Consider the following 14520-nt stretch of genomic DNA (forward strand, 5'->3'; position numbering starts at 1 on the left):
GAGATTTTTGGGGCCATTTATGCGGATCATCAGTGTGAACGTAAATGGCATTCAGGCTGCGGCCGAGCGTGGATTGCTCAGCTGGTTGCAAGCCCAGAATGCCGACGTCATCTGCCTTCAGGATACCCGCGCCTCGGCCTTTGAACTCGACGACCCAGCTTTCCAGCTCGATGGCTATTTCCTTTACGCCTGCGACGCGGAGGTGCCCGCCCAAGGGGGTGTGGCGCTGTACTCGCGGATGCAGCCCAAGGCAGTCATCACCGGCCTGGGCTTCGAGACAGCCGACCGCTACGGACGTTACCTGCAGGCCGACTTCGACAAGGTCAGTATCGCCACCTTGCTGCTGCCTTCGGGCATGAACGGCGATGAAGACTTGAACCAGAAGTTCAAGTTGATGGACGACTTCGCCAAGTACCTGGACAAACAGCGCCGCAAGCGCCGTGAATACATCTATTGCGGTTCGCTCTACGTCGCCCAGCAGAAGCTCGACATCAAGAACTGGCGCGACAGCCAGCAGTCGCCCGGCTTCCTGCCGCCAGAGCGCGCGTGGATGGATGCGATCATCGGCGAGATGGGCTATGTGGATGCCCTGCGTGAAGTCAGCCGTGAAGGCGACCAATACAGCTGGTGGCCGGACAACGAGCAGGCCGAGATGCTCAACCTCGGCTACCGCTTCGACTACCAGATCCTCACCCAGGGCCTGCGCCGCTTCGTGCGCAATGCGCGCCTGCCACGCCAGCCACGCTTCTCGCGGCACGCGCCGCTGATCGTGGACTACGACTGGACGCTGACCATCTAAGCCTGACCCTGGGGTCGCTTGCAGCCCTCTCGCAGAACGAGCCCGCGCCTACCGGTACGACGCTGTACCGGTAGGCGCGGGCTCGTTCTGCTATGAGACCAGCGAAAGGCTACTTGATCGGCCGCCAGATCCACGGGTAGCGATACGCCTTGCCTTCATTGGCCCGCACCCCCGCCAGGATGATCAGGATCAGCACCGCCACCGCAAGAACGGCCAGCAGTACGAACCCGATCACCAGGACCATCAGCAGGAAGCACACGAACCCGGCGAGGGTGACGTTGATCTGGAAGTTCAACGCCTCCTTGCCGTGGGCATCGACGAACGGGTCGACCTCACGCTTCCATACCCACATCACCACTGGCCCGAGCAGATGGCCCAGCGGCACCACCAGCCCTAGCAACGCGCTGAAGTGGCAGAACATCGCCCATTGCCGGGCTTCGGCGCTGGGCACTTCCAATGGCAGGTTCGGATCGCTCATGTCGTTCGCCTCCGTGGCGGTCGGTCAGTCGGCGAGGGCGGCCTTCTGCAGGTCGAAGATCTCGTTCATGCCCTTCTGCGCCAGCGCCAGCATGGCGTTGAAGTCTTCAGGCTGGAACGGCGCGCCTTCGGCGGTGCCCTGCACTTCGATGAAACCACCGGCGCTGGTCATGACCACGTTCAGGTCGGTCTCGGCGGCGGAGTCTTCCAGGTAGTCGAGGTCGAGCACCGCCTCGCCCTGGTACATGCCCACCGACACGGCGGCGATCATGTGCTTGAGCGGGTCGCCGGCCTTCAGGCCGCCGCGCTTCTTGATCACCCGCAGGGCGTCGACCAGGGCGACCATGGCGCCAGTGATCGACGCGGTGCGGGTGCCGCCGTCGGCCTGGATCACGTCGCAGTCGACGTACAGGGTGATGTCGCCCAGCTTGCTCATGTCCAGCGCGGCGCGCAGCGAGCGGCCGATCAGGCGCTGGATTTCCAAGGTACGACCGCCCTGCTTGCCACGGCTGGCTTCACGCTGGTTACGCTCGCCGGTGGAGCGCGGCAGCATGCCGTACTCGGCGGTCAGCCACCCCTGGCCTTGGCCCTTGAGGAAGCGGGGGACACCATTCTCGACGCTGACCGTGCAGACGACCTTGGTGTCGCCGAACTCGACCAGTACCGATCCCTCGGCGTGCTTGGTGTAGTTGCGGGTGAGGCGGATCGAGCGGAGCTGATCGGCGGCGCGACCACTTGGACGTTTCATCTGGGATACCTGTACCGGGACTTGAATCTGGCGAGCATTATAGAGCCGCCCGCCCGGGGAAGACACGCCTGTCGTCGCGCCCCGGCGCCCTGTCGCCTTTTCCCACCGCGCGCGACAGGCTCTGTAAGATGGCCTGATTGGGCGCCAGGGCCGCACTGCGCTACAATCCTGCGCCTTGCAGCCGAAAGGCTTCCCCCGTCTCCCCGAACCCGCGAGGTACTCCCCATGGTGCACAGCATGACCGCTTTTGCTCGCGTCGAGCGCGCAGGCAGCCAAGGCACCCTGACCTGGGAACTGCGCTCGGTCAACCACCGTTACCTGGAACCCCACCTGCGCCTGCCCGAAGCCCTGCGCGACCTCGAAGGCGCGGTGCGCGAAGGGTTGCGCCAGGGCCTGTCGCGCGGCAAGGTCGAATGCACCCTGCGGCTGTCCGACGACAGCACCGGCAAGCCGCTGCAGGTCGACCGCGAGCGCGCCGCGCAGCTGGTCGCCGCCGCCGAGACCGTGGCCAGCCTGATCAAGCAGCCGGCGCCGCTCAACCCGCTGGAGGTGCTGGCCTGGCCCGGCGTGCTGGTGGCCGATGCCGCCGACCCGCAGGCGCTCAACGCCGAAGCCGTCGCGCTGTTCGACGAGGCGCTGGCCGAGCTCAAGGCCGGCCGCCTGCGCGAAGGCCAGGAGCTGGCCCGGCTGATCAACGAGCGCCTGGACGCCATGGCCCACGAAGTCACCACCCTGCGCGCCCTGGTGCCGCAGATGCTCGCCGCGCAGCGCCAGCGCATCGTCGACCGCTTCAGCGACCTGCAAGCCGAGCTCGACCCTCAGCGCCTGGAGCAGGAGATGGTGCTGCTGGCGCAGAAGAGCGACGTGGCCGAGGAGCTCGACCGCCTCAGCACCCACGTCACCGAGGTGCGCCGGGTGCTCAAGTCCGGCGGCGCCGCCGGCCGCCGGCTGGACTTCCTGATGCAGGAGCTCAACCGCGAAGCCAACACCCTGGGCTCCAAGGCCTTCGACCCACGCAGCACGCAGGCGGCGGTCAACCTCAAGGTGTTGATCGAACAGATGCGTGAACAAGTACAGAACATCGAGTAAGGCCACCCCCACCATGAATCACAGCAGCGGCACCCTCTATATCGTTTCCGCCCCCTCCGGCGCCGGCAAGACCAGCCTGGTCACGGCGCTGACCCGGGACGACCAGCAGGTTCGCGTGTCGGTGTCCCACACCACCCGCGCCATGCGCCCGGGCGAGGTCCACGGGGTGAACTATCACTTCGTGGTCCACGAGGCGTTCAAGGCACTGATCGCCAAGGGCGACTTCCTCGAGCACGCCGAAGTGTTCGGCAACTTCTACGGCACCTCGCGCAGCGCCTTGCAGCAAACCCTCGACCAGGGCATCGACCTGATCCTGGAAATCGACTGGCAAGGCGCCCAGCAAGTGCGCGAGCTGATGCCCGAGGCGCTGTCGATCTTCATCCTGCCGCCGAGCCAGGAGGCCCTGCGCCATCGCCTGGACAACCGTGGGCAGGACAGCGACGAGATCATCGCCGGGCGCATGAAGGAAGCGGTCAGCGAGATGGCGCATTACGACGAGTACGACTACGTCATCATCAACGACGACTTCGCCACGGCGCTGGAAGACCTGAAGTCGGTGTTCCGCGCCAACCGCCTGCTGCTCAAGACCCAGCAGCAGCGCCATGGCGCGCTGTTGAAGCAGTTGGTCGGCTGAACCACGCGCTGAAACCCTCGCGGGGCAAGCCCGCTTCTACAAGCTCACCGCCGTTATCGAACACGGCGGTGAGCTTGTAGAAGCGGGCTCGCCCCGCGATTGGGCTGCGCAGCAGCCCCCTTGCGCCCTATTCCTGCAACGGCAAGGTCGCCTGCTGACGCAGCGTCGCCCCCAGGAAATACGCCGGCGCCCGCAGGCGCGACAGCATCATCAGCACCACACCCAGCACCGAGATGATCGCCGCGATCACGAACACCAGCCCCACCCCACCCACGTGCGAGCCACTGCCGAAGTCCGGCGAGGCGCTGTCGATCGCCGTGCGCACGAAGATCACCGACAGGATCACCCCACCCACCAGCGGGCACAGGCCGCGCATGAAGAAGTGGCGCAGGCTGTCGAACAGGCTGTCACGGAAGTACCACACGCAGGCGAACGCGGTCAGCGAGTAGTAGAAGCAGATCATCATCCCCAGCGCGGTGATGGTGTCGGCCAGCACGTTCTCGCTCAGGGTCCGCATGGTCACGTAGAACAGGCCGGCGGCAACGCCCGCGCAGATGGTCGCGTAGCGCGGGGTTTGCGAACGCGGGCAGACACTGGCGAAGCGCTGCGGCACGGCGCCGTAGTAACCCATGGCGAGCAGGGTGCGTGCCGGCGACACGAAGGTCGACTGCAACGACGCCGCAGTACTGGCCAGCACGGCAATCGACATCAGGATCGCCAGCGGCCCCATCACCGGCCCGGCCAGGTGGGCGAAGACGTTCTCCTGGATGCGCGGGTTGCCCAGGCCCAGGCCGATGTCGCTGATCCCGGCGAACTGCAGGGTGGCGATGGCGGTGAACAAGTACAGGCCGAGAATCAGCAGCACCGTCCAGGTGGCCGCCTTGCCCGGCACTTCGTCACTGCCGATCGACTCCTCGCTCACGGTCAAGCACACGTCCCAACCCCAGAAGATGAAGATCGACAACGACAGGCCCGCGGCGAACGCCGAGAACGACTCGACGCCAAACGGGTTGAACCAGGCGAAATCGAATGCCAACGGCGGTGGCGCGGTGGTCTCGCCGAACGCGGCGAAGCCAAAGCCGACCAGCACCAGCAGTTGCAAGGCCACCAGGCCGTACTGCACGGTCATCGTGGTGCTCATGCCGCGACAACAGATCCACACCGCCAAGGCAATGAACACGCAGCAGGTGGCGATGTTGATCAACAGGTTGTCGGCCAATGCCGCCAAGCCATGGTTGCCCGTGATCTGCCCGAGGAACAGGTAGAAGAAGTCGACCGCCACGCCGGCCAGGTTCGACAGCACGATGGTGGTGGCGACCACCAGCCCCCAGCCGCCGATCCAGCCGATCATCGGCCCGAAGGCACGCGCCGACCAGGTGAACGAGGTGCCGCTGTCCGGTTCGGCCGAGTTCAGCTCGCGGTAGCCCAGGGCGACCAGCAGCATCGGCAGGAAGCCAACGATGAACACCGCCGGCAAGTGGGCGCCGACCTCGCGCACGGTCGGGCCGAGGGCGCCGGTCAGGGTGTAGACCGGGGCGATGGTGGAGATGCCCAGCACCACGCTGGCCAGCAGGCCAAGGCGGCCTTTGGCCAGGCCTTTGCTGGCCGCTTGGGTGTTGCCCGAGTCGGCCGCCACATCGGGTGGGCGGCCGGCTTCTGTGTATTCGCTCATGAGTAATCGTGCCGTTGCTATTGGTATTGTTTTCACAGGGCCTTCCGGGGAAGGCCCGCTTTCACTCATTGAAAGCTTGCTGCGGGGGGCGAGTCATCCAAGACCTTCGGGTAACGTCAGCGTGCCGTCTGGCGTGAACCCTCCCGTGCAGCATGGGCAATGCAGGCCTCGCGGAACGCCTGGAAAAGGCGCACGGAGACCGGGTTTTCAGCGAAACGCCATTCAGGGTGCCATTGCACGCCGAGCACGAAGCCCGGCGCACCGGGCATCGACACCGCCTCGATCAAGCCATCCGGGGCCCGTGCCTCGACGCGCAGCCCGGGGGCCAGGCGCTCGATGCCCTGGCTGTGCAACGAGTTGACCTCGAACGACGCAGCCAGGCCCAGGCGCTCGAACACCCCGCCCGGCTCGACGCCGACGGGGTGACGAGGGCCGTACTGCACCTCGACGGGCGCATCCTCAGGTTCTCGGTGGTCCAGGTAGCCGGGCAGGTCCTGCACACGCGGGTGCAGCGTGCCGCCCAAGGCCACGTTCAACTCCTGGAAGCCACGGCAGATGCACAGCACCGGCACCCCGGCCGCGATCGCCGCCTGCAGCAACGGCAGGGTCAGGCGGTCACGTGCGGGGTCGTGGCGAGTGCCAGGCGCGCTGGGGGCGCCATTGTAATGATGCGGCTCGACATTTGAAGGCGAGCCGGTGAAAAGAATGCCGTCCAGGGCCCCCAGCAACGCCTGGGGGTCACTGGCCACGTCGCGCGCCGGCAGGATCAACGGCACCCCGGCGAACCCGGCGGCCTCGACGTACTTGTCGCCCACCGTGTGCGACGAGTGCCTGCCCACCTGCTGGCGGCAGGCGCTCACACCGATCAACGGAACCGCGTTTGCGCTCATGGGCTTACACCGTGTGCAGGTACCAGTTGTACTCGAGGTCGGAGATCGAGACTTCGAACTCGGCCAGTTCGCTTTCCTTGCAGGCGACGAAGATGTCGATGTAGTCCGGGCTGATGTACTGGTTGAGCACTTCGCTGTCGTCCAGCGCGCGCAGGGCGTCGCGCAGGTTGTTCGGCAGGCTCTGCTCCAGTTGCTCGTAGGAGTTGCCTTCGATCGGCTCGCCCGGCTCGACCTTGTTGGTCAGGCCATGGTGGATGCCGGCGAGGATCGCCGCCAGCATCAGGTAGGGGTTGGCGTCGGCGCCCGCCACGCGGTGCTCGATGCGCACGTTGTCGCTGTTGTCGGTGGGCACGCGCAGGGCCACGGTGCGGTTGTCCAGGCCCCAGCTCGGCGCGTTCGGCACGTAGAACTGCGCGCCGAAACGACGGTAGGAGTTGATGTTCGGGCAGAGGAACGCCATCGACGCGGGCATGGTTTCCAGCACACCGCCGATGGCGTGGCGCAGGGTCTCGCTCTGCAGCGGGTCATCGTGGGCGAAGATGTTCTTGCCGGTGGCCTTGTCCAGCAGCGAGATGTGCACGTGCAGGCCGTTGCCCGCCTGGCCCGGGTAGGGCTTGGCCATGAAGGTGGAGTCCATCTCATGGTCGTAGGCGATGTTCTTGATCAGGCGCTTGAGCAGGATCGCGTAGTCGCAGGCCTTCAGCGGGTCGGCAACGTGGTGCAGGTTGACCTCGAACTGTGCCGGGGCGCTTTCCTTGACGATGGCGTCGGCCGGGATGCCCTGCTCCTTGGCCGCTTCGAGCATGTCCTGCAGGCAGTCGGCGTATTCGTCGAGGTCGTCGATCAGGTACACCTGGGTCGACTGCGGGCGCTTGCCGGAAATCGGCGAACGCGGCGGCTGCGGCCGACCGTTGAGGTTGTCCTGGTCGATCAGGTAGAACTCCAGCTCGAACGCCGCGCAGATATCCAGGCCCAGGGCGTCGAACTTGGCCACCACCTGGCGCAGCACTTCGCGCGGGTCGGCGAAGAACGGCGCGCCATCCATCTCGTGCATGGTCATCAGCAACTGCGCGGTCGGGCGCTTCTGCCACGGTTCGTCGCACAGGGTGCCGGGAATCGGCCGGCAGACGCGGTCGGCATCGCCGATGTCCAGGCCAAGGCCGGTGCTTTCGACGGTCGAGCCGTTGATGTCCAGGGCGAACAACGAGGCCGGCAGGTTGATGCCTTTCTCATAGACCTTGTGCAGGCTGGCCCGCTCGATGCGCTTGCCGCGCACCACACCGTTCATGTCGGAAATCAGGAGGTCGACGAACTGGGTATCCGGGTGGGCTTCCAGGAACTCGTTCATCTCGCGGGAGGAGCTGGCGCACGGGGAGACCGACGTCATGGCTGTACATCCTTTGATTCGGGGGCGGCGATGGGGGGCTGCGGCTGACGCCTCGGAGGGCGGCGATGGTTGCTGCTGTTGTTCTTTTCACTGTCCCATCGTGGGGCTTGGCCCGGTCGGGCGCATTGATTCCCGGGGGCCGTTCCACTATAAAGTGGGCTTCGACGCAACAGACATTGGCAATTCGGCAAGCAGAGCGTGCACTCATGCAATATCAGATCACTCACGCCGACCTCTCCCTGGTCCTCGCCCTGGAGCGCGGCCGCTCGCTGGCCAAGGCGGCCGAGCTGCTGAAGGTCGATGTTTCCACGGTGTTCCGCTCGATCCGCCGGCTGGAGTCGGCGCTGGGCACCGCGCTGTTCGTCAAGAGCCGCAAAGGCTACCTGCCGACCGATACCGCCCAGGCGTTGGCCGAACAGGCCGAGCGCGCCGAGCAGGCGCTGGACGCCGCACGCATCGCCCTGACCAGCGGCGAGCAGGTGGTCAGCGGCACCGTGCGCCTGACCTGCACCGAGGCGGTGCTGCACAGCCTGCTGCTGCCGGCGCTCGCCGACTTCATGCCGAATTACCCGGCGCTGTCGCTGGAGATGGGCACCTCCAACACCTTCGCCAACCTCAGCCGCCGCGATGCCGACATCGCCCTGCGCCTGACCAACACTCCGCCCGAGCACCTGGTGGGCCGTTGCCTGGGCTCGACCTCCTACGTGGTCTGCGGGCGCCCGGAGTTCGCCGCGCGGCTGGCCGAGGCGCCGGGCAGCGTGCCGTGGATCGCCCCCGACGACTCGATGCAGGACCACCCCACGGTGGTCTGGCGCAACCAGCAGCATCCGGGGCTGATGCCGCGCTACCAGTGCAGCGGCATGTCGACCATCGCCGAGTTGGTGAGCACCGGCTTGGGCGTGGCCGCGCTGCCCGACTACATGGTCCACGACCTGCCTGGGGTCGACGCCCTGAGCGGTGCGCTGCCGGGCTGCGACACCCAGCTGTGGCTGCTGACCCGGCCGGATTGCCGGGCGCTGCGCTCGGTGCAGACGCTGTTCGAGGAGCTGACGCCGCGTTTGCGTGAGGCGATGTCGCGTTGACATACGCCGGCCTGTTGTAAGCGGGCGCTGGGAACCGTTATCGTCAGCCATCGGCCCCGACAAAACAGTCCTTCCCTATTGGCTGGTGATTTTTTAAACTATCGAGTCCGCCTGCCCATTCTGGGCTGCACGCCCACCGCATTTGCTACTGAGGAAGACCATGGCCCGCGTAACTGTTGAAGACTGCCTGGAACACGTGGATAACCGCTTTGAGCTGGTCATGCTCTCGACCAAGCGCGCCCGCCAGCTGGCCACCGGCGGCAAGGAACCGCGCGTGGCATGGGAAAACGACAAGCCCACCGTCGTCGCCCTGCGCGAAATCGCCGAAGGCATCGTCACCCCCGAGTTCATCGCCGCTGAAGAGATCGTCACCGAGGATCCGGTGTTCGCCGCGTTTGAGGACGAAAACAACGAGGCTGTCTGATTCATGCCCGGTCGACGTCGCGCGGCACAAGGCCCTGATCCTCGGCAGGAGGTAACCCCATGCCGAGCATAGATACCCTCGCCGAACGGCTGTCGACCTACTTGGGCGCGGAACAGGTCAACCTGGTCCGCCGCGCCTACTTCTATGCCGAACAGGCCCACGACGGGCAGCGCCGCCGCAGCGGCGAGGCCTACGTGACCCACCCGCTGGCGGTCGCCAGCATCCTCGCCGACATGCACATGGACCATCAGAGCCTGATGGCCGCCATGCTGCACGACGTGATCGAAGACACCGGCATCGCCAAGGAAGCCTTGAGCCAGCAGTTCGGCGAAACCGTCGCCGAGCTGGTCGACGGGGTCAGCAAGCTGACCCAGATGAACTTCGAGACCAAGGCCGAGGCGCAGGCCGAGAACTTCCAGAAGATGGCCATGGCCATGGCCCGCGACATCCGCGTGATCCTGGTCAAGCTGGCCGACCGCCTGCACAACATGCGCACCCTGGAAGTGCTGTCCGGCGAGAAGCGCCGGCGCATCGCCAAGGAAACCCTCGAGATCTACGCCCCCATCGCCAATCGCCTGGGCATGCACACCGTGCGCGTGGAGTTCGAGGACCTCGGCTTCAAGGCCATGCACCCGATGCGCTCCTCGCTCATCCACCGGGCGGTCAAGAGCGCGCGTGGCAACCGCAAGGAAATCGTCGCCAAGATCGAGCAGTCGCTGGCCAACTGCCTGGCCGCCGACGGCATCGAGGGCGAGGTCAGCGGCCGGCAGAAGCACCTCTATGGCATCTACAAGAAGATGCGCGGCAAGCGCCGCGCCTTCAACGAGATCATGGACGTGTACGCCTTCCGCATCATCGTCGACAAGGTCGACACCTGCTACCGCGTGCTCGGCGCCGTGCACAACCTGTACAAGCCGCTGCCGGGGCGCTTCAAGGACTACATCGCGATCCCCAAGGCCAACGGCTACCAGTCGTTGCACACCACGCTGTTCGGCATGCACGGCGTGCCCATCGAGATCCAGATCCGCACCCGCGAGATGGAAGAGATGGCCAACAACGGCATCGCCGCGCACTGGCTGTACAAGTCCAACGAGGACGAGCAGCCCAAGGGCAGCCACGCCCGCGCCCGCCAGTGGGTCAAGGGCATCCTCGAGCTGCAGCAGCGCGCCGGCAACTCGCTGGAATTCATCGAGAGCGTGAAGATCGACCTGTTCCCGGACGAGGTCTACGTGTTCACGCCCAAGGGCCGGATCATGGAGCTGCCCAAAGGCTCCACCGCCGTCGACTTCGCCTACGCGGTGCACACCGACGTCGGCAACAGCTGCATCGCCTGCCGCATCAACCGCCGCCTGGCGCCGCTGTCCGAGCCGCTGCAAAGCGGCTCGACGGTGGAGATCGTCAGCGCCCCGGGCGCCCGCCCGAACCCGGCCTGGCTGAACTTCGTGGTCACCGGCAAGGCGCGCACGCACATCCGCCACGCCCTCAAGCAGCAGCGCCGCTCCGAGTCGATCAGCCTCGGCGAGCGCCTGCTGAACAAGGTGCTGACCGGCTTCGACAGCAGCCTGGAGAAGATCCCGCAGGAGCGCATCCTGGCGATCCTCAGCGAATACCGCCTGGAGCTGGTCGAAGACCTGCTCGAAGACATCGGCCTGGGCAACCGCATGGCCTACGTGGTCGCGCGCCGCCTGCTGTCCGCCGAGGGCGAGCAACTGCCGGCGCCGGAAGGCCCGCTGGCGATCCGTGGCACCGAAGGGCTGGTGCTCAGCTACGCCAAGTGCTGCACGCCGATCCCCGGCGACCCGATCGTCGGCCACCTGTCGGCGGGCAAGGGCATGGTCGTGCACCTGGAAGACTGCCGCAACATCAGTGAAATCCGCCACAACCCGGAGAAGTGCCTGCAACTCTCCTGGGCCAAGGACGTCACGGGCGAGTTCAACGTCGAACTGCGCGTCGAGCTGGAGCACCAGCGCGGCCTGATCGCGCTGCTGGCCAGCAGCGTCAACGCCGCCGACGGCAACATCGAGAAGATCAGCATGGACGAGCGCGACGGTCGCGTCAGCGTGGTCCAACTGGTGGTCAGCGTGCACGACCGCGTGCACCTGGCCCGCGTGATCAAGAAGCTGCGCACCTTGACCGGCGTGGTCCGCATCACCCGCATGCGTGCGTAGTCCGTCAACCGCAAGGAGTCACCATGACCAAGACCGTCATCAACAGCGACAAGGCCCCCGCCGCCATCGGCACCTACTCCCAGGCGATCAAGGCCGGCAACACCGTGTACATGTCCGGGCAGATCCCGCTGGACCCAAAGACCATGGAACTGGTTGAAGGCTTCGAGGCCCAGACCGTGCAGGTCTTCGAGAACCTCAAGTCGGTGGCCGAGGCCGCTGGCGGCTCGTTCAAGGACATCGTCAAACTGAACATCTTCCTCACCGACCTGAGCCATTTCGCCAAGGTCAACGAGGTCATGGGCCGCTACTTCGAACAGCCCTACCCTGCCCGCGCCGCCATTGGCGTTGCCGCCCTGCCAAAGGGTTCGCAGGTCGAGATGGACGCCATCCTGGTCCTCGAGTGACACCCCGGGTGGCGGGCACCACGCCCGCCACCTGCCCTGCCCAAGGTTTCCCCACCATGCGTCATGCCCTGCCCCTCGCGCTGGCCGCACTGCTATTGGGCGGTTGCGCCAGCCACAAACCTGAAGATTTCAACGGCACCTGGGTCAACCAGGAGGCCATCGATGCCGCCGTCAAAGGCACCAGCCTGCGCCAAGCCCTGGCCGAGCATGGGCACGTGCTGGAATGGCAAATCGACGTGGCCAACCAGAAGGCCACCTACAGCAACGGCTTCGAGGCCGCCGAAGGCCAACTGGCCGCGGCGGACCAGCAATGGCAGGTCAATTTCGAAGGCGGCCAGACCGAACGCCTGAGCCTTGATGGGAAGGAACTGCACTCCGCCGATGCCTCTGGCGGAAAACAGACCTTTGTGCGCAGCAACCCGCCAGCCCCTGCTGACGCCCCGCTCGGCAGCAGCTTCGAGAAGGCCCTGTACAAAGCCTACCTGGGCGGCGACTGGAAGATCGTCGAAGGCCAGGGCCAGGGCGCCGTGGTGCGCTTCAGCGACAACGGCACCGTCACCGGGCTGCCTGGGCCTGATCGGTACGCGCTGTGCCTGGCCGGCGACTGCGCGACCATGGGGGCGGGTAACGACAGCCTGTGGCTGGAGCGCAACCAGCGCGGTGCGCCGTGGATCTTCAAGCGCGATGACGACAAGCTGGAGATCTTCCAGGCGGTGAACACCGCCCAGCAGGACGAGATGCCGCAGTTGGCGCCAGGTGCGCGCCAGTGGTTGCTTGAGCGGGATTGATGTGCTCGGGCTGTAACGGCCCTATCGCGACAGGGTTAACGCGCGCTCCTTTATAGGAGCGGGCTTACCCCGCGATAGGGCCCGCCCTGACACCACAGAACCCATCAATGCAGCCGATTTCGGGCAACCTCGATGTCATCCATGATCGCCTTGGCGAACGCGCTCAGGTAATCCGCCGCACCCAGCAGTTTATGGTCATCCCCCATATCCCTTCACGCACCAGGTGCTTGATGTACCCCAGCAGCACTGACACCTGCTCGTAGGCATCGTCGAACGGCACGCCGGGCATGACCCGGAACAAATGCATCGGCGCTTCACCGGCCTCGCAGAAGGTCTCGACGCCAACGGTCACGCCGGGTTTCGTCTCATCGCTCATTCCATCACTCCTTCGGTTACATACGCGCCAGCGCATGCTCGATCAGCGCGTGGGCGGTATCGGCCGAGCGACCGGCGTTGGAGAGCCGGTTCAGGCCTGGCAGGCCGGCATTGGCGCGGCAGTATTCATCGATGACTTCGGAGATGCCCAGCAGCAGGTCGTTGGCGACGGCGAGTGCGTCGGGTGGGATGAGGTCGGGGTGAGGGGTGGCGTAGAGGGTGTTGATCAGTTGGAGACGGGGTGGGTCGGGGACGATTTTTTTCATCTAGGCACCATGCAGTGTGGGGATGCCACCCGTTCGTTTCCACACATTAGGGTGACAGCTGTACACGGGGTGGAAAGACCGGTGCATGGTGAACCCGGCAGGTCCTGGGACCTCCCGCGTACAGCCGTCATGACGACAACAACCATGCGAACCACTGGGTTTCCACACCCGATCACTGAACCTTTCAGCGACCAGGTGAGCCTAGAGAGCTAGGTTTTCCAGGGCAATCAGACGGGAGCCGACATGTTTTGTAGGGTATTTCGACAAGGCTAGGGCAGGTAGTAGGACCCGACCTAGGCCACCGTAGGACATTTCGTAGATGTTGGTTTTTAGGGCCCTATCGCGGGGCAAGCCCGCGATGGCCTCACCCCCGCCCTTGCAGAATCGCCGCATACCCCTCTTTGTAGCTGGCATACGCCGGCGCCCACCCCAACGCCCGCGCCCGCGCATTGCTGCAACGCTTGCTGCCAGTGCGCCGCACCCGCTGCTCATCCGACCACTCGGTAACGCCCATGTACTGACGCAACCACGCCACCACGTCAGCCAATGGCGCCGGGTCGTCGTCGACACCGATGTAGTAGTCCTCCAGCGCCACGCCGTCCCTATCCGCCTGCAACAGGAACGCCAGCAACCCGGCGGCATCCTCGGCATGGATGCGGTTGCCATACAGCGGCGGCTCTTGCGCCACCCGATAACCCTGGCGCACCTGGCTGAGCAGCCACTCGCGCCCCGGCCCGTAGATGCCGGTCAGGCGCACCACGCTCGCCGGAATGCCACTGCCCAGGGCCAAGCGCTCCGCCTCGAGCATGACCCGCCCCGAATAACCCTCTGGCTCCGTGGCAGCGGTTTCGTCGACCCACTCGCCGTTCTGCTGCGCATAGACGCTGCTGCTGGAAACGAACAGCAGGCGACGCGGACGCTGGCCAGCGCTTTCCAACCAGCCCAACACATGGCGCAGGCCCTCGACATAAGCGGCCTGGTAACCCGCCTCGTCATGCTGGCTGGCGGCCACGCAATACACCAGGTAGTCGGGCGCCTGGGTCGGCCAAGCCGCTGGAACGCGGGGCTCAGACAAATCGGCAGCCACCGGGCGAACGCCGTCGGGCAGCTGCGCTATCGAGCGCCGCAGGCCGTCGACGCGCCAGCCGCGAGCGAGCAACTGGCGGGCTAGACGGCCGCCCACATCGCCACACCCTACGATCATCGCGGATAGGTCTGACATCACAAAACTCCAGGGATGAAAGGCTCAGGCTATCCGGATTACACGATCAACGGCTAGGCGAAGACAAAAAAAGGCTACTCTATTACTTTTGTTAA

15 protein-coding genes and 1 pseudogene are annotated in these 14520 nt (G+C 65.6%); 8 read left to right on the forward strand and 8 right to left on the reverse strand.

What is annotated here, in order from left to right; genetic code table 11:
- Positions 1-19 precede the first annotated feature (19 nt).
- A complete protein-coding gene (locus tag P0Y43_RS21870) occupies positions 20-799 on the forward strand; it encodes an exodeoxyribonuclease III (RefSeq protein ID WP_275639356.1) in 780 nt (259 codons plus the stop codon).
- Positions 800-908: 109 nt separating this feature from the next.
- On the opposite strand, the gene P0Y43_RS21875 is transcribed toward P0Y43_RS21870, so the two are convergent.
- Complete coding sequence (locus P0Y43_RS21875; RefSeq protein ID WP_275639357.1) at positions 909-1277, reverse strand: DUF4870 domain-containing protein; 369 nt, start codon at positions 1275-1277, stop codon at positions 909-911.
- 24 nt (positions 1278-1301) lie between these two features.
- Positions 1302-2024: a ribonuclease PH gene (rph, locus tag P0Y43_RS21880; protein WP_275639358.1), complete on the reverse strand. Its 723-nt coding sequence runs from the start codon at positions 2022-2024 to the stop codon at positions 1302-1304.
- Positions 2025-2249: 225 nt separating this feature from the next.
- Between rph and P0Y43_RS21885 the strand changes: the two genes are divergently transcribed.
- Both P0Y43_RS21885 and gmk read left to right on the forward strand, forming a co-directional pair.
- Entirely contained in the window at positions 2250-3113 is an 864-nt protein-coding gene (locus P0Y43_RS21885; RefSeq protein WP_275639359.1) for a YicC/YloC family endoribonuclease, read from the forward strand.
- A gap of 13 nt (positions 3114-3126) precedes the next feature.
- On the forward strand, positions 3127-3747 hold the full coding sequence (gene gmk / locus P0Y43_RS21890) for a guanylate kinase (RefSeq protein WP_275639360.1): 621 nt from the start codon (positions 3127-3129) through the stop codon (positions 3745-3747).
- A gap of 127 nt (positions 3748-3874) precedes the next feature.
- Here gmk and P0Y43_RS21895 read toward each other — a convergent pair whose 3' ends face one another.
- The 3 genes from P0Y43_RS21895 to P0Y43_RS21905 form a co-directional block, all read right to left on the reverse strand.
- Entirely contained in the window at positions 3875-5419 is a 1545-nt protein-coding gene (locus P0Y43_RS21895) for an APC family permease (protein WP_275639361.1), read from the reverse strand.
- Positions 5420-5535: 116 nt separating this feature from the next.
- On the reverse strand, positions 5536-6309 hold the full coding sequence (locus P0Y43_RS21900) for a gamma-glutamyl-gamma-aminobutyrate hydrolase family protein (protein WP_275639362.1): 774 nt from the start codon (positions 6307-6309) through the stop codon (positions 5536-5538).
- 4 nt (positions 6310-6313) lie between these two features.
- A complete protein-coding gene (locus P0Y43_RS21905) occupies positions 6314-7696 on the reverse strand; it encodes a glutamine synthetase family protein (protein ID WP_275639363.1) in 1383 nt (460 codons plus the stop codon).
- Positions 7697-7902: 206 nt separating this feature from the next.
- Between P0Y43_RS21905 and P0Y43_RS21910 the strand changes: the two genes are divergently transcribed.
- The 5 genes from P0Y43_RS21910 to P0Y43_RS21930 all read left to right on the forward strand — a co-directional run bounded on the left by P0Y43_RS21910 (position 7903) and on the right by P0Y43_RS21930 (position 12562).
- Entirely contained in the window at positions 7903-8778 is an 876-nt protein-coding gene (locus P0Y43_RS21910; RefSeq protein WP_275639364.1) for a LysR family transcriptional regulator, read from the forward strand.
- 160 nt (positions 8779-8938) lie between these two features.
- Entirely contained in the window at positions 8939-9202 is a 264-nt protein-coding gene (gene rpoZ / locus P0Y43_RS21915; RefSeq protein ID WP_008091595.1) for a DNA-directed RNA polymerase subunit omega, read from the forward strand.
- Between the two features lie 59 nt (positions 9203-9261).
- Positions 9262-11370, forward strand: coding sequence for a bifunctional GTP diphosphokinase/guanosine-3',5'-bis pyrophosphate 3'-pyrophosphohydrolase (gene spoT, locus P0Y43_RS21920; RefSeq protein ID WP_275639365.1), 2109 nt, complete (start codon positions 9262-9264; stop codon positions 11368-11370).
- 23 nt (positions 11371-11393) lie between these two features.
- Positions 11394-11774, forward strand: coding sequence for a RidA family protein (locus P0Y43_RS21925; RefSeq protein WP_275639366.1), 381 nt, complete (start codon positions 11394-11396; stop codon positions 11772-11774).
- A gap of 56 nt (positions 11775-11830) precedes the next feature.
- A complete protein-coding gene (locus P0Y43_RS21930) occupies positions 11831-12562 on the forward strand; it encodes a hypothetical protein (RefSeq protein ID WP_275639367.1) in 732 nt (243 codons plus the stop codon).
- A gap of 104 nt (positions 12563-12666) precedes the next feature.
- On the opposite strand, the pseudogene P0Y43_RS21935 reads toward P0Y43_RS21930, so the two are convergent.
- From P0Y43_RS21935 to P0Y43_RS21945, 3 genes and pseudogenes are all read right to left on the reverse strand, one after another.
- Positions 12667-12938, reverse strand: a pseudogene (locus P0Y43_RS21935) (DUF3077 domain-containing protein).
- A gap of 16 nt (positions 12939-12954) precedes the next feature.
- Positions 12955-13203 (reverse strand): hypothetical protein, encoded by a 249-nt coding sequence (locus P0Y43_RS21940; protein WP_275639368.1) that lies wholly within the window; start codon positions 13201-13203, stop codon positions 12955-12957.
- Between the two features lie 364 nt (positions 13204-13567).
- Complete coding sequence (locus tag P0Y43_RS21945; protein WP_275639369.1) at positions 13568-14425, reverse strand: SDR family oxidoreductase; 858 nt, start codon at positions 14423-14425, stop codon at positions 13568-13570.
- Positions 14426-14520: the final 95 nt, after the last annotated feature.

The organism is Pseudomonas entomophila (genome assembly GCF_029193575.1).
GTDB classification, from domain to species: Bacteria; Pseudomonadota; Gammaproteobacteria; order Pseudomonadales; family Pseudomonadaceae; genus Aquipseudomonas; species Aquipseudomonas entomophila_G.